This window comes from Brevundimonas fluminis (assembly GCF_003934285.1).
Classification (GTDB): domain Bacteria; phylum Pseudomonadota; class Alphaproteobacteria; order Caulobacterales; family Caulobacteraceae; genus Brevundimonas; species Brevundimonas fluminis.
Map to the genome: position 1 here is coordinate 55,218 of NZ_RQWJ01000004.1, position 21,825 is coordinate 77,042.

Here is a 21,825-nt window from a genome sequence, read left to right on the forward strand (position 1 = left end):
GAAGATCGCGGAACGTTGGATCGTGATGGCGGGCGTCGGCCTGCTGGGGGCCATCGCCCTGGCGGGACTGGTGGTCACGATCTATGCGGCGTGGCTGTTCCACGACCTGCCCGACGCGGCCGAACTGGCCGACTACCGCCCGCCGACGGCGACGCGCGTCTACGCCGCCGACGGCACCCTGATCGGCGAGTTCTCGGAAGAGCGCCGCATCTACGTCTCTTACGACCAGATCCCGCCGGTGGTGATCCAGGCCTTCCTGGCCGCGGAGGACCGCAACTTCTTCCGGCACGGCGGCATCGACGTGTCCGGCATCGGCCGGGCCATGTTCAAGAACGTCTTCAACGTCGCCACCGGGCGGCGGCTCGAGGGCGGCTCGACCATCACCCAGCAGGTGGCCAAGAACGTCCTGCTGACGTCCGAGAGCAGCCTGAACCGCAAGCTCAAGGAGGCCGTCCTCGCCAGCCGTCTGGAAGGGACGCTTTCGAAGGAACAGATCATCGAGCTGTATCTGAACGAGATCTTCCTCGGGTATCGCTCCTACGGCGTGGCTTCGGCCGCCTACAACTATTTCGGCAAGTCACTGACCCAGCTGACGCCGGACGAGGCCGCCTTCCTCGCCGCCCTGCCCAAGGGCCCGAACAACTATCATCCCAAGCGACGCCCGGAGCAGGCCAAGGCCCGGCGAGACTGGGTCATCGGCGAGATGGGCGACAACGGCTTCCTGACCGACGCCCAGGTCGCCGCCGCGGTCGCCCGGCCCCTGACCACCCAGGATGCGCCCCGCAGGGCGCAGTACGCGGACGCGGACTTCTTCGTCGAAGAGGCGCGCCGTCAGGCGATCTCCCGCTTCGGCGACCGCCCGGTCAACGCCGGGGGTCTGTACCTGCGCACCACCCTGGACCCGGCGCTGCAGTCCGCGGCGCGCTCGGCGCTGATGACGGGGCTGGAGAACTACGACCGCCGCCACGGCTGGCGTGGGCCATGGGGCACGACCGACTTCGCCGAGGGTTGGCAGGCCCAGGCCCTGAAGAGAACCGCGCCGCCGGAACGGCGGGCATGGCGCGCCGCCGCCGTCGAGAGCGTCTCGGGCAACAACGTCCGCGTCCGACTGGCGGCCGACGATCGCGCCGGCAGCCTGATCGCGTCCGACGCCGCCTGGGCCAACGCCAACAGGCAGCTCCGGCGCGGCGACCTGATCTTCGTCGAACCGCGCGACGGCCAGTTCGCTCTGAAGCAGATCCCCGCGGTCAACGGCGCCCTCGTGGCCATCGACCCGCACACCGGCCGGGTGCTGGCCATGGTCGGCGGCTATTCCTACGCCCTCAGCAGCTTCAACCGCGCCACCCAGGCCGAGCGCCAGCCCGGCTCGGCCTTCAAGCCCTTCGTCTACGCCGCGGCGCTGGAGGGCGACTACACTCCCGCCTCGATCGTGCTCGACGCGCCGATCAGCTTCGCCGGCGGGCCGAACGGCACGCGCTGGACGCCCGAGAACTACAGCCGTCAGTACTATGGACCGCAGACCCTGCGTCGCGGACTGGAGCTCTCGCGCAACGTCATGACCGTGCGCCTGGCCCAGGACATCGGCATGCGCAACGTGGTGGACCTCGCCGACAAGATGGGCGTCGGCAAGCTGGAGCCGAACCTGTCGGTGTCGCTGGGCGCCGGCGAGACCACGCCCCTGCGCCTGACCGCCGCCTATTCCGCCTTCGTCAACGGCGGCCGGCGGGTCGAACCCTATCTGATCGAATACGTGCAGGACCGCACCGGCGAGATCACCTGGCGCGCGGACCAGCGCAACTGCCGCGAATGCGGGCGGGGATTCTCCGGCCAGGAATCGCCGCGCCTGCCCGAACGCGGCGTTCAGGTCATCGACCCGATCACCGCCTATCAGGTCTCTTCCATGCTGGAGGGCGTGGTCCAGCGGGGCACGGCCGCCAGCGCCCGGGGCCTCGGCCGCTGGGTCGGCGGCAAGACGGGCACCACCAACGAGTACCGCTCGGCCTGGTTCGTCGGCTTCTCCTCGGACATCGTGGTCGGCGTCTTCATCGGCTTCGACGACAACCGGCCGATGGGCTCGGGCGAGACCGGCGCCACCACCCCCGTGCCGATCTTCACCGAGTTCATGCAGACCGCGCTGAAGGCCCGGCCCGCGCGGCCTTTCGTCCGGCCGAAGAACGCCGTGTTCCGGACCGTCAACGGCATCGAGGAGGCCTTCCGCCCCGGCACCGAGCGCCGCCGTGAGGAAGCGCCGGCGCCCGAGCCGCAAACTCCGACGGGTCCCCAGCTCTACGACGACCTGATCCGCCGCGAGCGCGAGGCCCAGGCCGCGCAGGAAGGTGCGGCGCCGCCGCCCACGGCCCCGCCGCCGCCGAAGAAGCAGGATCCGCCGGAAGACTTGAGCGGACTGTTCTGACGCGGGGGCTTCCCCCGGGCGGCGGACCCCTCTATCTCCGCGCCTCACCATTTTGATCGCGGAGTTTGCGATGAGACCGGATGTCGAGGCCATGAAGGCCGACATCGAGCAGAGCGTCGCTCTGCTCAGGAGGCGTCTTTGACTGGGATGCCGCTCTAAGAAAGCTCGACGAGCTGAACGCCCGGGTCGAAGACCCGACCCTGTGGGACGACCCCGAACAGGCCCAGGCCGTCAGCCGCGACCGCTCGCGGCTCGAGGCCCAGATAAACGCCGTCCGCGAGATGGAGCAGGGCGTCGAGGACGCCGTCATGCTGTCCGAGATGGCCGACGAGGAGGGCGATGAGGAGGCCCTGGAAGGGGCCCGCGCCGACCTTCGCGCCATCAAGGAACGCGCGGCGCGCGCCGAGCTGGAGGCACTGCTGTCCGGCGAGGCCGACGGCAACGACGCCTATCTGGAAGTGAACTCCGGCGCCGGGGGCACCGAGTCGAACGACTGGGCCGGCATGCTGCTGCGCATGTACACCCGCTGGGCCCGCGCCCACGGCTATGAGGTCGAGGTCGAGGCGGAGGAGGGCGGCGAGCAGGCCGGCATCAAGTCTGCCACCATCCAGGTGAAGGGACCCAACGCGTACGGCTGGCTGAAATCGGAATCTGGCGTGCACCGACTGGTGCGGATCAGCCCCTACGACGCCGCCGCCAAGCGCCACACCAGCTTCGCCTCGATCGGGGTCTCGCCGGTGGTCGACGACGCGATCGAGATCGACATCAACCCGGCCGACGTGCGCACCGACACCTATCGGGCGTCCGGAGCCGGCGGTCAGCACATCAACAAGACGGACTCGGCCGTGCGTCTGACGCACGTTCCCACGAACACCGTCGTCGCCTGTCAGGCGGGCCGGTCGCAGCACCAGAACCGCGAGCAGGCCTGGAAGATGCTGCGCGCGCGCCTGTACGAGCTGGAGCTGCAGAAGCGGGAGGCCGCGGCCCAGGCCCTGGCCGACGCCAAGACCGACATCGGCTGGGGTCACCAGATCCGATCATACGTCCTGCAGCCGTACCAGATGGTGAAGGACCTGCGGACCAACGTGGAGACGTCCGACACCCAGGGCGTGCTGGACGGCGACCTCGACCAGTTCATGGGCGCGGCGCTCGCCGCGCGCGTGGGCGAGACCCGCGGGTCGACGGTGGAATGAGCCAACCTCCCCGCCCGCAAGGCGGGGAGCTCAGCTTCAGTTCGACATCGAGATGGTTTGGGTCGCCGGTTGGGTCGGCGCGGGCTGCGTCGGAGCGGCGGCGGGCTGAGCGGCCGGCGCCGGCTTGGGGGCCGGGGCCGCATCGCGGCGTCCCTGGATGCAGCGGCCCTGGAAGTAGGCGCCGACGTCGATCGACAGCTGCTCGGCGGTGATGTCGCCGTCGACATAGGCGGTTGACACCAGCTTCACCTGCTTGCCGGTCACGGCCCCCTGAACCCGGCCGCGGATCTCGATGTAGTCGGCCGACACGTTGCCGTCGACGGCGCCGGTCTCGCCGACGATCAGGCGACCCACGCGCACGTCGCCCTTGATCTGGCCGTCGATCTGCAGGTCGCCGCCGCCCGAGACGTTGCCTTCGAAATTGAGGTCGGCCGACAGGGTCGACAGGCCTCGGCCGGGGGTTGCCGCGGCGGGCGCCGGAGCCGACGGCTGGGCCGCGCGCGGGGCGGCGGGCGCCGGAATGTCCGGCAGCGGCGGGATGGCGGTGGATTTCGCATCGGCCGGGGAGGGCGACTTCGACTTATTGAACAAGATGATCTCCAGCTCTCATGAAGCGGGCGGGGTTCTGCGGTCGGCCGTTCATCCACACCTCGTAGTGCAGATGCACGCCGGTCGAGCGGCCGGTGGTTCCCATGGCGCCGATCCTCTGGCCCACGGCCACCCGCTGCCCCACCGTGACCGCGGTGGAGTTCAGATGGGCGTAGCGCGTCTTGAAACCGCGACCATGGTCTATCTCGACGGTGTTGCCATAGCCTGAACGCACGCCGACGAAAGACACGATTCCGGGAGCGGTCGACAGGATCGCCGTGTTGAGCGGGCCGGCGAAGTCCTGGCCCTGATGATAGGCCGGCCGGGCGTTGAACGGATCGAAGCGCAGGCCGAAGCCCGAGGTCACCCGCGCGTCCGTCGGGCGGGCGAAAGGAAGGGCGGCCGAGACCGCCGTCAGGCTGCGCATGTCCGACAGGTCGGTGGAGGCGTTCAGGATGCGCGCGGCGAAGGCCTCGTCGACGTCCAGAATGGCCGCAAGGGCGCGGGGATCGTCGGCCGTGACCAGCGGCCCGCCGAGCCCGGCGCCGCCGACGGCGTAGGCGGCCGGGTTCAGGCCGGCCAGCCGGAAGGCCAGCCGCAGCCGCTCCGCGCGGTTCCGCGCGAGGTTTTCCGCGCGGTCGATCAGCGTCTCCTGATCCATCCGCACGCCGACGATGCGCTGGGTCGGCGACAGCGGCGCGTCGGGGTCGGAGACGGTCGGGACAAGCAGTTCCTGCGCCCCTTCGACGCCCTGGAACATGGTCATGACCTGCGTCAGGGCCACGTGCCGACGTTCGACCATGTGCGCCAGTTCGTCCAGCGAGCCGGAGGTGGCCGTCATGCGCACGACGGCGGTGTCCAGCCGGGCACGCAGATCGGCGTTGGCGCGCTCCGAGGCCGCCCGGGCGCGTTCGATGGCGCGGTCGGCGCCGCCGATCTGCATCAGGTCCAGGGCGAAGCCGGCCGAGGCGACCACGGTCCACAGCGCCAGCACCGCGACCCCGCAGGTCCCGACGAACTGGTGCCAGGGCTTCAGCGCCACCGCGCGCACGTCGTCGCCGGTGCGCAGATAGAGATAGCGGACCGGAAACCGCTTCTTGAACCAGGAAGGCTTCTTGGCCTCGTCGTCGTCGGTCATACGCAACGCCCCCACGTCGGTCAGGGGTTATGCATCGCCCGGAAACCGTCGTTCAAGACCGTTCACGCAATCTTAACCATGTTGGCGCGCTTCGAGGCGAATAACGCCCGTCCCGAAGACTGAAATTCGCCTCGCGGGCGAGACGGCCCCGTCTCCCGTTTCTAACGCGGATCTTCGACCGTCCACAGACGAATCTGCGGGTCAGTTCCCTTCGACGGCCGCCAGAACCTCCGCGGCATGGCCCTTCACCTTCACCGATCGCCACACGCGACGGACGACGCCGTCCGGCCCGATCAGGAAGGTCGACCGCTCGATTCCCATGTAGGTCCGCCCGTACATCGACTTCTCACCCCAGACACCGAACGCCTCGGTCACCGCGCCGGCCTCATCGGAGCCCAGGACGATCTTCAGGTCGTGCCTGGCCTTGAACCGGTCCAGAGCCCGCAACGGGTCGCGCGAGACGCCGATCACCCGGGCGCCGGCGGCGGCGAAGTCGTCTATCAGCGCGGAGAAATCCTTCGCCTCGTTGGTGCAGCCCGGCGTGTCGGCCTTGGGATAGAAGAACACCACCGTCGACTGACCCGAGCCGTCCGTCAGCCGGAAGCGTCCGCCGCCGTCGGTCGGCAGGTCGATGGCGGGGGCCCCGGCCCCCTCGATGATCCCGGTCATGTCATGTCCTCTCAGACGGGGCGGACCAGCACGATCTTCTTCTTGCCGGCCGCCAGCTTCAGCACGCCGTCGGCGTTTAGATCGGCGGCCCCGATCAGCGCAGCCCCGTCCGTCACGCTCGCGTCGTTCAGCCGCAGACCCCCGCCCTGGGCCAGGCGACGGGCTTCGCCGTTCGACTGCGTCAGCCCGGCCTTCGTCGCCACCGCGGCGATCATGCCGCCGACCACCTCGTCGCGCGGCAGTTCGACGGTGGGCAGACCAGCGGCGGTCTTGCCCTCCTCAAACGCCAGCTTTGCGGTCGTCGCCGCTGCGAAGGCTTCGGTCTCGCCGTGCAACATCGTGGTCGCCTCGTGGGCCAGCACCTTCTTCGCCTCGTTGATCTCCGCGCCCTGCAGCCCCTCCAGCCGGGCGACCTCATCCAGCGGCAGGTCGGTGAACAGGCGCAGGAAGCGGCCCACGTCGGCGTCGTCGACGTTCCGCCAGAACTGCCAGTAGTCGTAGGGCGACAACTGGTCGGCGTTCAGCCAGATCGCCCCTTGGGCGGTCTTGCCCATCTTGCCGCCCGACGCCGTGGTCAGCAGCGGCGTGGTCAGGCCGAAGGCGGCCTTGTGATCCACGCGCCGAACCAGATCGACCCCCGAGGTGATGTTCCCCCACTGGTCCGACCCGCCCATCTGCAGGGTGACCCCATGGCTGCGATTCAGCTCCAGAAAGTCCACCGACTGCATCAGCATGTAGTTGAACTCGAGGAAGGTCATCGGCTGCTCGCGCTCGAGGCGGAGCCTGACGCTGTCGAAAGCCAGCATTCGGTTGATGGAGAAGTGGGTTCCGAACTCGCGAAGGAACTGGACGTAGCCGTAGCCCGACAGCCAGGCGTCGTTGTCCAGCATGATCGCGTCCGTCGGGCCGTCGCCGAAGGTCAGGAACCGGCCGAAAACCTGTTTGATGCCGGCGATGTTCGCCGCGATCGTCTCGTCGGTCAGCTGCGGCCGGCTGGCGTCCTTGCCGGTCGGATCCCCCACGCGCGTGGTGCCGCCGCCCATCAGGACGACGGGCCGATGCCCCGCCTTCTGAAGCCGGCGCAGCAGCATGATCTGGATCAGGCTGCCGACGTGCAGGCTGGGCGCCGTGGCGTCGAAGCCGATGTAGCCCGACACCACCCCCGCGGTCGCCGCCGCGTCCAGCTCCGCCGGATGGGTGATCTGATGAATGTAGCCGCGGTCGCGCAGCGTCTTCAGGAAGTCGGACTGGAAGGCGGTGTCGGTCATGTCGGCTCCGTTAGCAGGGAAGCCGGCGGCCGTCTTGAGGGGAGCTGCGCCGGCGGGGTGCGGCGCAGGGGATCGCGGGCCGCTCGATCAGATCGAGGGGCGGCAATAAAGGCCGGTCAGGGGACGCGGGGCGATCATGCCGGCTCCCTCGCACGCGCCGTTGACCCCCGTCAACCAGCCGCTATCGGTGGCGAATGCAGGTCAGCCTCAGGCCCCATCCGACGTCTCCGCCCAGCCCGATCGCCGCGCTGACGGTCGTGATCGATCACGACGACGCGGCGCTTCGGCTTCGGTTCGTCGTGGAGGGTCGGATCGACGACGTGGCGTGGCCGGAGCCCGCGGATGGACGCGTCGACGAGCTTTGGCGGCGCACCTGCTTCGAGGCCTTCGTCCAGGCCAATGGCGGCTATGTCGAGTTCAACCTGTCCCCCTCCGGCCAGTGGGCGAGCTATCGGTTCGACGCGCCGCGGCAGGGCATGCGAAACGCCGTTGAGACGCCCATGTCGCTCCGGATGGACGCCACGTCGGACTCCGTGGCGCTGGCGGCGCGGCTGACGCTGCCGTCCGGCGCCCGACGCCTGGGCCTCTCCGCGGTGATCGAGGCGACCGACGGCACGATCTCCTATTGGGCGCTGGCGCATCCGTCGGATAAGCCCGACTTCCATCATCCCGACTCCTTCGTTCTGGAGCTGCCATGAAGTTCGGCGTCGACCGCCTGCTGTCCGATCCCGATCTGCGCCGCGACCTGCGCGGACGCCGCGTCGCGCTGCTGGGTCATCCGGCCTCGGTCACGGCGGGTCTGACCCACAGCCTCGACGCGCTGGCGGCCTGCCCGGACATCCAGCTGACGGCCGCCTTCGGGCCGCAGCACGGGATGAAGGGCGACCTGCAGGACAACATGATGGAGTCGCCGGACGAGACGGATCCGGTGCTCGGCATCCCGGTCTTCAGCCTCTACGGCGAGGTGCGGCGGCCGACGGGGCAGTCGATGGGGACCTTCGACGTGATCCTGATCGACATGCAGGACCTCGGCTGTCGCATCTACACCTTCGTGACGACCCTGCTTTACGTGCTGGAGGCGGCGGCCGAGCACGGCAAGTCCGTCTGGGTCCTGGACCGGCCCAACCCGGCGGGTCGCCCGGTGGAGGGAACGACCCTCCGCCCCGGCTGGGAGAGCTTCGTCGGCGCGGGTCCTATGCCGATGCGCCACGGCATGACGCTGGGCGAGATGGGCCGGTGGTTCATCAGGACCTTCAACCTCGAGGTCGACTATCGCGTCATCGAGATGGAGGGCTGGCGGCCCGACGAAGGCCCCGGATGGGGCTGGCCCCTGAACGAGCGCAGCTGGATCAACCCCAGCCCCAACGCGCCCAACGTCTCGATGGCCCGCGCCTATGCCGGCACGGTGATGCTGGAGGGCACGACCCTGTCCGAGGGGCGCGGCACGACCCGCCCGCTGGAGCTGTTCGGCGCGCCGGATCTCGACGCCCGCGCCATCATCGCCGAAATGCAGGCCTTCGCGCCGCAGTGGCTGAACGGGTGCCGCCTGCGCGACGTCTGGTTCCAGCCGACCTTCCACAAGCACGCGGGCCTGTTGTGCAACGGGGTCCAGATCCACGTCGACGACCCGAGCTACGACCACGCCGCCTTCCGACCCTGGCGGGTGCAGGCGCTGGCGTTCAAGGCCATCCGCCGACTGCGCCCCGACTACGACCTGTGGCGCGACTTTCCGTACGAGTACGTGTTCGACAGGCTGGCCATCGACGTCATCAACGGCGGGCCGCAGTTGCGGGAATGGGTCGACGACGCGGAAGCGCAGGCCGGCGATCTGGACGCGGTCGCCGAGCCGGACGAGCGGGCGTGGGAGGAAGGGCGCAGGGCGTTCCTGCTTTACTGAAGTCGCTGCACAACCTTGGACAATCCGGTGGACTTCGACTGCACAAGGTCCAGCGCGGGCGTCAGGCCGGGTTCTCTTCCAGCCGCTTGTCCAGATAGGCGCCGACCCGGCGCTCCACGGCGTCGACGTGATCCTGCCAGAAGTGGGTCGCGCCCTCTTCCAGCTCATAGTCGATGACGATGCCCTTCTGGGTGCGCAGCTTGTTGACCACGCGCTCGACCTCGACCGGCGGCACGATGGTGTCGGCCGTGCCGTGCAGGAACAGGCCCGAGGCCGGGCAGGGGGCCAGGAAGCTGAAGTCGTAGATGTTCGAGGGCGGCGAGACGGAGATGAAGCCGTCCGTCTCGGGCCGGCGCATCAGCAGCTGCATGCCGATGTAGGCCCCGAACTGATAGCCGGCGACCCAGGTCTGCGACGCCGCCGGATTGTTGGCCTGCAGCCAGTCCAGAGCGGTGGCCGCGTCGGCCAGTTCGCCGATGCCGCTGTCGAACTCGCCCTGCGACTTGCCGACGCCGCGGCTGTTGTAGCGCAGCGTCGCGAAGCCCCGCTTCTGGAACAGCTGGAACAGCGTCACCGCCACCGGATTGTTCATGTGCCCGCCCGCCTTGGGGTGCGGGTGCAGGATCAGGGCGATGGGGGCGTTGGGGCGCTTGCCCGGCGAATAGCGACCCTCGATGCGGCCCGAGGCGCCGGGCAGGATGACTTCAGGCATCGTTTTCCGTCTCAATCGTCGTTTCGGCCAGGCGCAATACTTGACCGCGGGGGTAGGACTTTCTAAGTCCCCGGCACGGCGCGCGGCCCTCTCAAGGGCGCGGGTTCTAGCACAGAGCCCCGTGAATGCGCGCGATTTTTGAGGACCCGAATGCGCCTGTCGACCAAGGGACGCTACGCCGTCATGGCGATGGCCGATCTGGCCCGCAACGGCCGGGCCGAGGCCGGTGACGCGCGCGCCGTGTCGCTGGCCGAGATCGCCGCGCGGCAGGAGATTTCGCTCAGCTATCTGGAGCAGCTGTTCGCCCGCCTGAGAAAGGCCGGGCTGGTCCTGAGCGTCCGCGGACCCGGCGGCGGCTATCGGCTGGCGCGCACCCCGGCCGAGACGGCCGTGGCCGACATCGTGCTGGCCGTCGACGAGCCGATCCGTGCCGTCCGGTGCGCCGTTCAGGGCACGCCGCGCGGCTGCATGGCCGGCGGCGAGCGCTGCATCACCCACTGGCTGTGGGAGGACCTGGGCGCCGAGATCCACGCCTATCTGGCGGCCGTTTCGCTGGAGGACGTGGTGATGAAGCGCACCGGACTGCGCCGTCGTGCCGCGCCCGTGCTGACTGAAGGAGCGGCGGCGTGACCGCGAAGAGCCCCGTCTATCTCGACTACAACGCCTCCGGTCTGGTTCGCCCCGAAGTTCAGGAGGTCATGGCCAAGGCGCTGGCGGACAACGGCAATCCGTCCGCGGTGCACGCCGCCGGACGCCGCGCGCGGGCGCGGATCGAAACCGCGCGGGCGCAGGTCGCCGATCTGGTCGGGGCCGATCCGACGGCGGTGGTCTTCTCGTCCGGCGGCACGGAATCCAATGCCCAGGCCATCGTCAGCGCCATCGCGGCGGGCTGCGAGCGGCTGATCGTCGGGGCCACCGAGCACCCCTGCGTGGCCGAGGCGGCGACGGCGTCGGGCAAGCCGGTCAAGATGCTGCCGGTCGATCGCGACGGCGTGGTCGACCTCAAGAAGCTGCAGCAGCTGCTGGCCCTGCCGGGCAAGGCGGTGGTGGCGATCCACCACGGCAACAACGAGAGCGGCGCGATCCAGCCGATGGCCGAGGCGGCGAAGCTGGTGCGCGCGGCGGGCGGCTGGCTGCACGTCGACGCCATCCAGTCGGCGGGCAAGATCCCGGTGAACCTGCGCGATCTCGGCGCCGACTCCCTGACCCTGTCCGCGCACAAGCTGGGCGGGCCGCAGGGCGTGGGCGCGCTGGTGCTGAAGGACGGCCGCGAGGCCGTGCGCATCCTGCACGGCGCGGGGCAGGAGCGCGGCCTGCGCGCCGGCACCGAGAACGTGCCGGGCATCGCCGGCTTCGGCACGGCCGCCGATTGCGCCGCGCGCGACCTGCCGCTGGCGGAGGCGCACAAGGCGTGGCGCGACGCCGCCGAGGCACGGGTGAAGGCCGCCGGCGCCGTCATCATCGCCGAGGGCGCGCCGCGCCTGCCCAACACCCTGTTCATGGCCGCGCCCGGATGGGACAGCCCGCAGCAGCTGATCACGCTGGATCTGATGGGCGTCATGGTGTCGGGCGGCAGCGCCTGCTCGTCGGGCAAGATCAAGCCGTCGCGCGCCATTCTGGCCACCGGCCGCACCTCGCTGGCCACCAACGGCATCCGCATCTCGGGCGGCTGGGGCACGACCGAGGCCGACTGGGTCCGCTTCGCCGACGCCTGGCTGGAGGCCTGGGCGAAACGTCAGGCCAGGGCCAGACAGGCGGAGGTCGCCTGATGGCCGCCGTCAAGGAAACCGTCGACGCCGTCGTGGAGCTGGAACGCTACAAGTACGGCTTCACCTCGGACGTCGACACCGAGTTCGCGCCGAAGGGCCTCAACGCCGACATCGTGCGCTTCATCTCGGAGAAGAAGGGCGAGCCGCAGTGGATGCTGGAGTGGCGTCTGGCCGCCTATGAGCGCTGGCTCGCGATGGAGGAGCCCACCTGGGCTTCGGTCCGGTACGAACCCGTCGACTATCAGGACCTCCATTACTACGCCGCGCCGAAGCAGAAGGAGGGGCCGAAGTCGCTCGACGAGGTCGATCCCGAGCTGCTCGAGGTCTATCGCAAGCTGGGCATCCCGCTGAAGGAGCAGGAGGTGCTGGCGGGCGTGCAGGGCGCGCCGAAGGTGGCGGTGGACGCCGTGTTCGACAGCGTCAGCGTGGTCACCACCTTCAAGGCCGAGCTGGCGAAGGCGGGCGTGATTTTCATGCCCATTTCCGAGGCCTTGCGGGAACATCCTGAGCTGGTGCGGCAATATCTCGGCACCGTCGTGCCGGTCAGCGACAACTATTTCGCGGCCCTGAACAGCGCGGTCTTCAGCGACGGCTCGTTCGTCTATGTCCCGCCGGGCGTGCGCTGCCCGATGGAGCTGTCGACCTATTTCCGCATCAACGCCAGCCAGACCGGCCAGTTCGAGCGGACGCTGATCATCGCCGACAAGGGCAGCTACGTCTCCTATCTGGAGGGCTGCACCGCCCCCATGCGCGACGAGAACCAGCTGCACGCCGCGGTGGTCGAGCTGGTCGCGCTGGACGACGCCGAGATCAAATATTCGACCGTCCAGAACTGGTACCCCGGCGACGCCGAGGGCAGGGGCGGCATCTACAACTTCGTCACCAAGCGCGCCGACTGCCGCGGCGACCGGTCGAAGGTGTCGTGGACGCAGGTGGAGACCGGCTCGGCCGTCACCTGGAAGTACCCGTCCTGCCTGCTGAAGGGCGAGGAGAGCTCGGGCGAGTTCTATTCCATCGCCATCACCAACGGCCGGCAGCAGGCGGACACGGGCACCAAGATGGTGCACCTGGGCAAGAACTCGAAGTCGCGGATCATCGCCAAGGCGGTGTCGGCGGGGCGGTCGGATTCGACCTATCGCGGCCTGGTCTCGGTGCACCCCAAGGCCACGGGCGTGCGCAACTTCACCCAGTGCGACAGCCTGCTGATCGGCAAGGAGTGCGGCAGCCACACCATCCCCTACATCGAGGCCCGCAACGGCTCGGCCCAGCTGGAGCATGAGGCGACGACGACGCGCTTGTCGGAGGACCAGCTGTTCTACGCCCAGCAGCGCGGCCTGTCGGAGGAGGAGGCCGTGGCCTTGCTGGTCAACGGCTTCGTCCGCGACGTGCTGCAGGAGCTGCCGATGGAGTTCGCCGTCGAGGCGCAGAAGCTGGTCGCGATCAGTCTGGAAGGGAGCGTGGGATGAGGCGCGCCGCGCTCTTCGTCATGGCCCTTCTGGCCGCCGGATGCCAAGCACCCGAACCGGACGCTGCGGCCGAGGCCACCCGCATCGACGCCGCGAACCGCAGCCCGTCGGACGGGATCTGGCGGCTGCAGTCCCTCACCGGCTTCGACTCCGTGCCCGGGCAGATGCTGTCCATTTCGCGAACGACCTACAGCCTGCGGGGCTGCGGTGAGGCGACGGGCCATCTGCCGACGCGGGAGAACCCGGCCGTGATGAAGACGTCAGGCGCCCAGCCGACCTGCGACGATCGCGACGTCGCGGTCCAGCGCGCCCTTTTGGCCCTGTTCGCGGCCGAGCCGACCGTCGACCGTCAGGACTGCGGGGCCGACGAAGACTGCCCCTACAAGATCGTCGTGCGCTCCGAAGGAGCGACGGCGACCTTTCACCCTCAATTCCTGAACTGACCAGAATGCTCTCCATCTTCAACCTCCACGTCACCGTCGGCGACAAGCCGATCCTCAACGGGCTGACGCTCGACGTCCCGGCGGGCGAGGTGCACGCCGTCATGGGGCCGAACGGGGCCGGCAAGTCGACGCTGGGCTACGCCCTGACCGGACGGCCGGGATATGAGGCGACCGCCGGATCGGCGTCGTGGGACGGCGAGGACCTGCTGGCGCTGGACCCGGCCGAGCGCGCCGCGAAGGGCGTCTTCCTGTCGTTCCAGTATCCGCTGGAGATCCCCGGCGTGCCGGCCATGACCTTCATCCGCACGGCGCTGAACGCCCAGAAGCGCGCGCGGGGCGAGGCCGAGGTGTCGGCGCCGGACTTCCTGAAGCTGGTCCGCGCCGCGTCGACCCGCCTGAAGATGAATTTCGACATGCTGAAGCGGCCCCTGAACGTCGGCTTCTCGGGCGGCGAGAAGAAGCGGATGGAAATCCTGCAGATGGTCCTGCTGGAGCCGTCGCTGCTGATCCTCGACGAGACGGATTCCGGCCTCGACATCGACGCCCTGCGCATCGTCGCCGACGGCGTGAACGCCCTGCGGTCGCCGGAGCGGTCGATGCTGGTCATCACCCACTACCAGCGCCTGCTGGACTACATCCGGCCGGACCGGGTGCACGTGCTGGCGGCGGGTCGGATCGTCGCCTCGGGCGGCCCGGAGCTGGCCCTGCAGCTGGAGGCCGAGGGCTACGACAAGTACGCGCCAGAAGCGCTTCAGGGGGCGGCGTGACGGCGCAGCGGCTCGATCTTCGCGATCCGTCGTCCTTCCCGTCGCGGCGCGTCGAGGCGTGGAAGTACACCGACGTGCGCCGTCTGCTGCGGGACACGCCGCCGGCGTCTCCGGAGGCCGAGGTTGCGCCGGGCGGGCCGTTCGCGGCGCTGGGCGGCGAGGAGTTGGCCTTCGTCAACGGCCGCTGCGAAGGGTTTCCGGGGATCGTCGCCAAGGGCCGGGGTGAGGCGCCGATGCGCCTTCGCTTCGTCTCGACCGCCGACGGCGCCGGACATCAGCCGGAGGCGGCGATCGAGGTGACGGCCGGGTCCCGGCTGGTCCTGCTGGAGAGCCACGAGGGGCGCGCCGCCGGCTACGTCGCCAACACGCGGCTCAAGATTTCCGTGGGCGAGGGCGCCTCCCTGACGCGGATCGTGCTGGGCGAGGACGCGGCGGACGCTCTCGCCTTCGTCAGGGCCGAGGTGACCCTTTCGCCCGGCGCCACGTTCGAGCAGGTCACGGCGACGGACGGCGCCAGGCTCCAGCGCTTCGAGACCCACGTCAGCCACCCGGGCCAGGGCGCCTCCGTCCGCATGGACGGGCTTTATGCACTGTCCGGCGAGCGGCACGCCGACCTGACCAGCGTGGTCACCCACGCCGGGCTCGACGGCCAGACCAGCCAGCTGGTCAAGGGCGTCGTGCGCGACACGGCGCGCGGGGTGTTCCAGGGCAAGATCGTGGTGGAGCGCGGCGCCGACGGGACCGACGCCCGCATGGCCCACAACGCCCTGATCCTGTCCGAACGCGGCGAGGTCGATGCCAAGCCGGAGCTGATCATCTATGCCGACGACGTGCAGTGCGCGCACGGCAACACCGTCGGCACGCTGGACGAGAGCGCCCTGTTCTACATGCAGCAGCGCGGCCTGCCGGCGGAGGAGGCGAGGGCGCTTCTGACCCAGGCGTTTCTGTTCGAGGTCGTCGACCGCATCGAGCACGACGGCGCGCGCGAGGGGGTGCGGGAATGGCTGACGGCGCGACTGTGACCCCCCTCGACGTGGCCTCCGTCCGCGCCCGGTTCCCGATCCTGTCGCGGCAGGTGAACGGGCGGCCGCTGGTCTATCTGGACTCCGCCGCCAGCGCGCAGAAGCCGCGCGCGGTGATCGAGGCGATGACGCGGGCGATGGAGGGCAGCTACGCCAACGTCCATCGCGGCCTGCACACGCTCGCCAACGAGACCACCGAGGCCTTCGAGGCCGCGCGCGAGAGCGTCGCGCGCTTCGTGGGGGCCGAGGCGCCCGAGCGCGTGGTCTTCACCAAGGGCGGCACCGAGGCGATCAATCTGGTGGCGGCCGGGCTGGGTCAGAGCCTCCGACCGGGCGACGAGATCGTCGTCAGCCAGATGGAGCATCACTCCAACATCGTGCCCTGGCACCTGCTGCGCGAGCGGCACGGGGCGGTGCTGAAATGGATCCCGGTGCTGGACGACGGTTCGCTGGACATGGCCGCCTATGCCGACCTGCTGGGGCCGAGGACGCGGATGGTGGCGGTCACCCACATGTCCAACGTGCTGGGCACGGTGAACCCGGTGGCCGAGATCACGCGGCTGGCGCACGCGGCGGGGGCCCAGGTGCTGATCGACGGCTGCCAGGGCGCGGTGCACTGCGCGCCGGACGTGGCCGCCATCGGCTGCGACTTCTACGTCCTCACCGGGCACAAGCTGTTCGGGCCCACCGGCATCGGCGCCCTGATCGGGACCGAGGGCGCGCTGGAGGCTCTGCCGCCGTTCCAGGGCGGGGGCGAGATGATCGAGACGGTGGCGATGGACCGCGTCACCTATGCCAAGCCGCCGCACCGGTTCGAGGCGGGCACGCCGCCGATCCTGGAGGCGATCGGACTGGGCGCGGCGATCGACTGGTACGCCGCCTTCGACCCCGCCGCCGTGCGGGCCCATGAGGCGGCTCTGCTGGAGCGGGTGCGGGAGCGGCTGTCGGGCGTGAACTGGCTGACCGAGATCGGCACGGCGCCGGGCAAGGGCGCCATCTTCGCCTTCACCGTGGAGGGGGCGCACGCCCACGACGTGGCCCAGATCATGGACCGCTACGGCGTGGCGATCCGCGCCGGCCTGCACTGCGCCGAGCCGCTGGCGCAGCGTTTCGGCCTGACGTCGAGCGGACGCGCCAGCTTCGCCCTATATAACACCCTGGAGGAGGCCGACGCCTTCGCCGACGCCCTGATCAAGGCCAGAGACTTCTTCGTATGAGCGCGCCCATCTCCGACAACGCCGACTTCGCCGCCGCCTGGGACGAGCCTCAGGCCAGCGCCCTGTCGCAGGACGAGATCGCGCGCCTGACCGACGACATCGTGGCGGCGCTGAAGACCGTGTTCGACCCGGAAATCCCGGTCGACGTCTATGAGCTGGGCCTGATCTACAAGGTCGACCTGTCCGACGACCGCGACGTCGACATCGAGATGACGCTGACCGCCCCCGGCTGTCCCGTCGCCGGCGAGATGCCGGGCTGGATCGAGGACGCCGTGGCCAAGGTCGAGGGCGTGAAATCGGCGAAGGCGAACTTGGTCTTCGATCCCCCGTGGGACCCCTCGCGCATGAGCGACGAGGCCAAGCTGCAGCTGAACATGTTCTGATGAGCGAACCCGTCGTCACCCCCGCCCCGCGCCGCCCGCGCCCCTCGGTCGTCACCCTGACGCCGGCCGCCGCCGACCGCGTGCGCGCGCTTCTGGCCGCCAATCCCGACAAGGTCGGGCTGAAGATCGGCGTCAAGAACGGCGGCTGCGCCGGTCAGGAATACGTCTTCAGCCTGACGGACGTGGTCAGCTCGTTCGACGAGGCGGTCGACTTCGACGGCGCGCGTGTGGTGATTGAGGGGAAGGCGATCCTGTATCTGATCGGCACCGAGATCGACTGGGAGGTCACGCCGCTGGCCTCGAAATTCGTCTTCCGCAACCCGAACCAGACCGACGCCTGCGGCTGCGGCGAGAGCGTGACGATCACGCCGGCGACGGGTTGAGGCTCACTCGTCGCTGCTGCGAAACTCGATCGTAAACGTCACTGTCTGATGTGAATGGCGGGGATGCGCCTTGAAGTGTGGGGCGGTGCATCGCGCCACTCTCTCAAGTATCGGATGAGACGCCCGGGCTTTACAGGACGTCAGCTCTCCCTCCGCGCCCGCCTGACATGACAACTCTGCTGTCCCGGCGGCGGGAAGTTCGGTGACTGCCGCACAGTCTGCGAGCTCCTCACTCGACGGCGTTCGAACCCACTCGATGCGGTTGGGGGGCGACGGCGGAGGTTCTTGGCGGGCCGTAGAGGCGCCGAGCAGGACCAAAACGGCGAGGAGGATATTCACCTCGCTGCTCCTTGAGCCGCCTTCTTCACCTCATCCGGCGTCGGCACCTGCACCGCTGGTGTGACCGGGCCACCCGTCGCCTCGGCGATCAGTTCTGCCGTGCGGTTCTCGACCGCCGCCTCAAGTCGCGCCATGAATTCTTCCTTGGGCAGGCCGGTCGGGATCGGCTGCAGAAACTCGATCGTCGCCGTCCCCGGACGCTTCTCGAACGCCTCCTGCGGCCAGAACAGGCCGAGGTTCGTCGCCAGCGGGACCACCGGCATGTCGAAGTCGCGGTACATGTGCCAGACGCCGGACCGATAGCGGAACTTCTCGCCGACCTTCGCCAGATTGCCCTCCGGATAGATCAGGATCTTCCGTCCCTCCCGATGGGCGTCGGCGCCGCGCTGCTTCAGCGAGTCGCGCGCTTCGCGGCCCCCGCAGTTGTCGACGACGATGGCCCCCAGCTTGCGCAGCACCGTGGCCATCAGCGGAAATTTCTCCAGGTGGTCGCCCGTCACGAAGGCCAGGTCGTCGAACTGGTCATAGACGCAGAATCCGTCCCCCCAGCTCTGGTGTTTGGCCGCGATGATGAAGGCGCCGTCGGGCAGGCGCTCGCGGCCGCGCACGTCCACTTTGATTGCGGCCAGAACGCGCATCGCCTGAACCATGCGGCGGACGTAGCGGCGGATGATCCAGCCCGTCGCCGCGCGCCCAGGCAGCAGCGCCGCGATCACCGCCGCCAATGTGTAGGCGATCGACAGCGACCAGTAGGCGGCGGCGAAGGCGAAGCTGCGGATCATGCGGCCATCATGAGGGGCGACGTGGCCGGTTCAAGGCGAAGCTTCAGGCGGCGGCCCTCTGCGCGCTCTCGGCGCAGGTGACGCGGTTCCGGCCGCCGTGCTTGGAGGCGTACAGGGCTTCGTCCGCGCGTCCCAGCAGGGCGGCCGCCGTCTCGCCGCGGGCCAGCCGGGCATGGCCGGCCGAGATGGTGACCGCGCCCAACTCGTCGTCGGTCGACCGACGGCGCAGGCTGCGCGAGGCGATCTCGGTGCGGACGTCCTCCAGCGCGGCCTCGACGGTGGCTGAGTCCTCGTTGGGGAAGATGACGGCGAACTCCTCGCCGCCGTAGCGGGCGGCCATGCGCGGCGTGCGCGCCAGCCGGCCCAGCACGCTGGCCACGTAGCGGATGACCTGGTCGCCCGTCTGGTGCCCCCAGGTGTCGTTGAACCGCTTGAAATGATCGATGTCGACGACGGCCAGCACCAGGTCGCGGCCGTCTCGGTGGGCGGCTTCGACGCAGGCTTCCAGATGCTCGTCGAAGGCCTTGCGGTTCGCCAGATTGGTCAGGGCGTCCGTCATGGCGTCGCGGCGCACCTGCTCCAGGTGCTCACGCAGCCTGGCGACCTCGCGGGTCGAGGCGTCGAGGCGCTTCTCGAGGTCGGCGTTCTGCTTCTGCACCTTGCGGGTCGCCGTGGCCAGGCCGTCGACGACGGTGCGCAGGCTCTCGGGCGAAGCGGCGCCTTCCATGTCGGCCGAGGCGCCGGCCAGCACCTGGCCGTACTCCGACTGGTTCTTGTGCGCCTTGGCGATGGCGGTGGCGACGCTGGTCAGTTCGCGGTCCAGCACCCGGCCGGCGTCGCGAATTTCTTCCGACAGGCGGCCGCGCGGCAGGTACTCCGCCGCCAGCATGTCGGACACGGCCTCGGTGAAGGGTTCGCCGGCGGCCAGGATGCGGCGGATCTCCTGACCCAGAGGGCCCTCAGGCTCGCCGAGGTGGTGCAGCCACAGCTCGAAATTGACCGGCGTCGGCCAGACGCCCGCGGCTTCCATCTCGTCCAGCACGCGCCGCGCGAGGCCATAGGCCTCCGGACCGCGCAGGGTCGTTTCTACGACCTTGGCCATGCGTTCCCCCGCATTCTTGGTTCCCCGAGCCTAGCCCCCGAAGCGTAACGGCGGGTTAAGCGCGGCTGGAAGATCGCGGATTCGGGAACGGCTTCAAGCGCCGATGACGACTGGCCGGCGCAGGAAGGCGGGGATGTCGGCGTCGCCGAAGGGACGGCCGCGCGGGGCGGGGGCGTCCTCGGTCGCTTCCGACGCCGCACGCGGAGCGCGGTCCCGATCGCGGCCCCGGCCGCGCCCGCCGCGGTCGCGACGCGGGCGGTCGCCGCGAGGCTCGTCGGCGGCGACTTCAGGCGCCCCGGTCAGGACGGGCGCCTCGACGGCCTCCGCCACGGCGGAGAGATCCGGAACGGGCGCGGCCTCGGTCGCGGCCTCGGCCTCGACGGCCCGGTCGCCGGTGCGACGGCGGCTGCGCGAGCGGGCGGGGCGGGGAGCGTCGCCCTCGGCGGCGGCGGGCACTTCTGCTCGCGGGGCGCGTTCGGCCGGGCCGTCCAGCACCAGCTCCTCGGGCGTCATCTTGATCAGCTTCAGGACCTTGTCCAACGCCTTGTCGTCCGACGGCGTCACGATCATGAAGGTCTGGCCCTTGCGTCCGGCGCGGCCGGTCCGGCCGATCCGGTGCACATAGTCGTCGGCATGGTGCGCGACGTCGTAGTTGAACACGTGGCTGACGTCCGGAATGTCCAGGCCGCGCGCCGCGACGTCCGACGCCACCAGCAGCTTCAGATCCCCGGCCCGGAACGCCGCCAGCGTCTTCATGCGCAGGCTCTGGTCCAGGTCGCCGTGGATCGGCGCGGCGTCGAAGCCGTGCTTCTTCAGCGACTTGGCGACGACGTCGACTTCGGACTTGCGGTTGCAGAACACGATGCCGTTCTTCACGTCGTCGCGCGCCACCAGTTTGCGCAGGGCGTCGCGCTTGGCCTTCGGATCGCTGGTCCTCAGCCGCACCGTGTACTGGGTGATGGTCTCGGCCGTCATGGCCGGGCGGCTGGCCTCGATCCGCGTCGGATCCTTGAGGAACTGCGTCGTCAGCCGGGTGATCTCGGGCGGCATGGTGGCCGAGAAGAACAGGGTCTGGCGCCGCGGCGGCGTCAGTTTGAAGATCTTCTCGATGTCCGGGATGAAGCCCATGTCCAGCATGCGGTCGGCTTCGTCGACGACCATCACCTCGACGCCGGTCAGCAGCATCTTGCCGCGCTCGAACAGGTCGATCAGGCGGCCGGGCGTGGCGATCAGGACGTCCACGCCCTTGGTCAGGGCGGCGACCTGATCGGCCATGGAGACGCCGCCGATCAGCAGGGCCCAGCTCAGCTTGGTGCCCTTGGCGTATTTGGCGAAGCTTTCGGCGACCTGGTCGGCCAGTTCGCGGGTCGGGGCCAGAACCAGGGCCCGCGGCATGCGGGCGCGGGCCCGGCCGGTGGCCAGCCGCTCGATCAGCGGAAGGGTGAAGGCGGCGGTCTTGCCGGTGCCGGTCTGGGCGATGCCCAGCACGTCGCGTCCGGCCAGGGCCACGGGGATGGCCTGTTCCTGGATCGGCGTGGCGGTGGTGTAGCCCGTCGCGGCGACGGCGCTCAGCGTGGTGGGCGAGAGGCCCAGCTGTGAGAATTCGGTCATTCGGTCCTTGCAGGAAAACCGCCCGGCCCAGTTCCCGGATCAGGGAGGGGCGGGGCGGCGACAGGGTGATGGCCCTGAACGTTTCAGGGCGTGACGTCTGCGGAACCGCCCCTCATGGGCGTGCGGGCGGCGCGGATCGCCATCCTGTCCCGAACGTGCCGGCGCATATGGCTTTTCCCCACGTGGGAGTCAAGTATTCGCGGGATCGCGCACCTCGCGCGAAACCTCTTGCCTTTCGTGAACATTCGGTAAGATTGCCGCCGGGGACGGACTGGTTGGAGGGGTTGAATGCGCGTGAGGGCGTGGCTGTTCGGGTGCGTGGTTCTGGGATTGGGGGGCGTCGCCGCGCCGGTCGCGGCCCAGTCGGGGATGTCGTCGGCGTTCGGCAACACGATCGTGTCGAACTATCCGGACGGCGGCTGGGTGAAGCACTGGTTCAACCCCGACGGCGCCTACACCGCCCACTTCAGCGACGGCCGGCGCATCACCGCGCGCTGGCGCGTCGAGGGCCACAACGTTTGCCTGACCCACATCCGGCCCAGCATGCTGATCCCGCGCTTCTGCAGCCGCATGGTCGAGGCCGAGGTCGGCCAGACCTGGACGGCCCGCGATCCGCTGGGGCGCCGGGTGCGCAACACCCTGATCGCCGGTCGGAACATCTGA

22 protein-coding genes are annotated in these 21,825 nt (G+C 69.6%); 14 read left to right on the plus strand and 8 right to left on the minus strand.

The annotated features are described in order from the left end of the window. The first annotated feature begins 25 nt into the window (after positions 1-25). The gene (locus EFJ44_RS09100) at positions 26-2,413 is read left to right on the plus strand and encodes a penicillin-binding protein 1A (RefSeq protein ID WP_164511905.1); all 2,388 of its coding nucleotides are present in this window, start codon (positions 26-28) and stop codon (positions 2,411-2,413) included. A gap of 70 nt (positions 2,414-2,483) precedes the next feature. Further along, positions 2,484-3,606, plus strand: a protein-coding gene (prfB, locus tag EFJ44_RS09105) for a peptide chain release factor 2 (protein ID WP_125256911.1) whose coding sequence is annotated in 2 segments (ribosomal slippage) — positions 2,484-2,552 and positions 2,554-3,606 — 1,122 coding nt in all. Because the reading frame shifts where the segments join, the coding sequence is not laid out codon by codon here. 36 nt (positions 3,607-3,642) lie between these two features. Here the strand turns inward: prfB and EFJ44_RS09110 are convergent. From EFJ44_RS09110 to tyrS, 4 genes are all read right to left on the minus strand, one after another. Beyond that, complete coding sequence (locus EFJ44_RS09110) at positions 3,643-4,197, minus strand: bactofilin family protein (protein ID WP_125256912.1); 555 nt, start codon at positions 4,195-4,197, stop codon at positions 3,643-3,645. Continuing rightward, a complete protein-coding gene (locus EFJ44_RS09115; RefSeq protein WP_125256913.1) occupies positions 4,187-5,332 on the minus strand; it encodes a peptidoglycan DD-metalloendopeptidase family protein in 1,146 nt (381 codons plus the stop codon). Before EFJ44_RS09115 ends, EFJ44_RS09110 begins: the two co-directional genes overlap by 11 nt. Before the next feature lie 201 nt (positions 5,333-5,533). After that, a complete protein-coding gene (locus EFJ44_RS09120; protein WP_125256914.1) occupies positions 5,534-6,001 on the minus strand; it encodes a peroxiredoxin in 468 nt (155 codons plus the stop codon). Between the two features lie 11 nt (positions 6,002-6,012). After that, complete coding sequence (gene tyrS, locus EFJ44_RS09125; RefSeq protein WP_125256915.1) at positions 6,013-7,269, minus strand: tyrosine--tRNA ligase; 1,257 nt, start codon at positions 7,267-7,269, stop codon at positions 6,013-6,015. Between the two features lie 194 nt (positions 7,270-7,463). Between tyrS and EFJ44_RS09130 the strand changes: the two genes are divergently transcribed. Further along, positions 7,464-7,967 carry a DOMON-like domain-containing protein gene (locus EFJ44_RS09130; protein WP_125256916.1) on the plus strand — a complete coding sequence of 168 codons (504 nt, stop codon included), beginning with the start codon at positions 7,464-7,466 and terminating at the stop codon, positions 7,965-7,967. Beyond that, entirely contained in the window at positions 7,964-9,166 is a 1,203-nt protein-coding gene (locus tag EFJ44_RS09135; protein WP_125256917.1) for an exo-beta-N-acetylmuramidase NamZ family protein, read from the plus strand. Before EFJ44_RS09130 ends, EFJ44_RS09135 begins: the two co-directional genes overlap by 4 nt. A gap of 61 nt (positions 9,167-9,227) precedes the next feature. On the opposite strand, the gene EFJ44_RS09140 is transcribed toward EFJ44_RS09135, so the two are convergent. Beyond that, positions 9,228-9,878: an alpha/beta hydrolase gene (locus tag EFJ44_RS09140; RefSeq protein ID WP_125256918.1), complete on the minus strand. Its 651-nt coding sequence runs from the start codon at positions 9,876-9,878 to the stop codon at positions 9,228-9,230. A gap of 150 nt (positions 9,879-10,028) precedes the next feature. Here EFJ44_RS09140 and EFJ44_RS09145 point away from each other — a divergent pair, with 150 nt between their 5' ends. From EFJ44_RS09145 to EFJ44_RS09185, 9 genes are read left to right on the plus strand one after another with little or no spacing between them, the layout of a single operon-like run. Next, positions 10,029-10,508 carry an Rrf2 family transcriptional regulator gene (locus EFJ44_RS09145; protein WP_125256919.1) on the plus strand — a complete coding sequence of 160 codons (480 nt, stop codon included), beginning with the start codon at positions 10,029-10,031 and terminating at the stop codon, positions 10,506-10,508. Next, positions 10,505-11,647 (plus strand): cysteine desulfurase family protein, encoded by a 1,143-nt coding sequence (locus EFJ44_RS09150; protein ID WP_125256920.1) that lies wholly within the window; start codon positions 10,505-10,507, stop codon positions 11,645-11,647. The genes EFJ44_RS09145 and EFJ44_RS09150 overlap by 4 nt, the downstream gene beginning before the upstream one ends. Beyond that, entirely contained in the window at positions 11,647-13,113 is a 1,467-nt protein-coding gene (gene sufB / locus EFJ44_RS09155; RefSeq protein WP_125256921.1) for a Fe-S cluster assembly protein SufB, read from the plus strand. The genes EFJ44_RS09150 and sufB overlap by 1 nt, the downstream gene beginning before the upstream one ends. Continuing rightward, on the plus strand, positions 13,110-13,556 hold the full coding sequence (locus EFJ44_RS09160; RefSeq protein ID WP_125256922.1) for a hypothetical protein: 447 nt from the start codon (positions 13,110-13,112) through the stop codon (positions 13,554-13,556). The genes sufB and EFJ44_RS09160 overlap by 4 nt, the downstream gene beginning before the upstream one ends. Positions 13,557-13,561: 5 nt before the next feature. Beyond that, positions 13,562-14,323 carry a Fe-S cluster assembly ATPase SufC gene (sufC, locus tag EFJ44_RS09165; RefSeq protein WP_125256923.1) on the plus strand — a complete coding sequence of 254 codons (762 nt, stop codon included), beginning with the start codon at positions 13,562-13,564 and terminating at the stop codon, positions 14,321-14,323. After that, positions 14,320-15,345 (plus strand): Fe-S cluster assembly protein SufD, encoded by a 1,026-nt coding sequence (sufD, locus tag EFJ44_RS09170; protein WP_125256924.1) that lies wholly within the window; start codon positions 14,320-14,322, stop codon positions 15,343-15,345. The genes sufC and sufD overlap by 4 nt, the downstream gene beginning before the upstream one ends. Further along, a complete protein-coding gene (locus EFJ44_RS09175) occupies positions 15,324-16,562 on the plus strand; it encodes an aminotransferase class V-fold PLP-dependent enzyme (RefSeq protein WP_125256925.1) in 1,239 nt (412 codons plus the stop codon). The genes sufD and EFJ44_RS09175 overlap by 22 nt, the downstream gene beginning before the upstream one ends. After that, entirely contained in the window at positions 16,559-16,945 is a 387-nt protein-coding gene (locus tag EFJ44_RS09180; RefSeq protein ID WP_125256926.1) for an SUF system Fe-S cluster assembly protein, read from the plus strand. The genes EFJ44_RS09175 and EFJ44_RS09180 overlap by 4 nt, the downstream gene beginning before the upstream one ends. Continuing rightward, positions 16,945-17,328, plus strand: a complete 384-nt coding sequence (locus tag EFJ44_RS09185; protein WP_125256927.1) for a HesB/IscA family protein — start codon at positions 16,945-16,947, stop codon at positions 17,326-17,328. The genes EFJ44_RS09180 and EFJ44_RS09185 overlap by 1 nt, the downstream gene beginning before the upstream one ends. Before the next feature lie 335 nt (positions 17,329-17,663). Here the strand turns inward: EFJ44_RS09185 and EFJ44_RS09190 are convergent, their stop codons facing one another. The 3 genes from EFJ44_RS09190 to EFJ44_RS09200 form a co-directional block, all read right to left on the minus strand. Next, entirely contained in the window at positions 17,664-18,446 is a 783-nt protein-coding gene (locus EFJ44_RS09190) for a lysophospholipid acyltransferase family protein (protein ID WP_125257446.1), read from the minus strand. 46 nt (positions 18,447-18,492) lie between these two features. Further along, positions 18,493-19,551, minus strand: a complete 1,059-nt coding sequence (locus EFJ44_RS09195) for a GGDEF domain-containing protein (RefSeq protein WP_125256928.1) — start codon at positions 19,549-19,551, stop codon at positions 18,493-18,495. A gap of 93 nt (positions 19,552-19,644) precedes the next feature. After that, the gene (locus EFJ44_RS09200) at positions 19,645-21,162 is read right to left on the minus strand and encodes a DEAD/DEAH box helicase (RefSeq protein WP_125256929.1); all 1,518 of its coding nucleotides are present in this window, start codon (positions 21,160-21,162) and stop codon (positions 19,645-19,647) included. 288 nt (positions 21,163-21,450) lie between these two features. On the opposite strand from EFJ44_RS09200, the gene EFJ44_RS09205 reads away from it, so the two are divergent. After that, positions 21,451-21,825, plus strand: a complete 375-nt coding sequence (locus EFJ44_RS09205; protein ID WP_125256930.1) for a hypothetical protein — start codon at positions 21,451-21,453, stop codon at positions 21,823-21,825.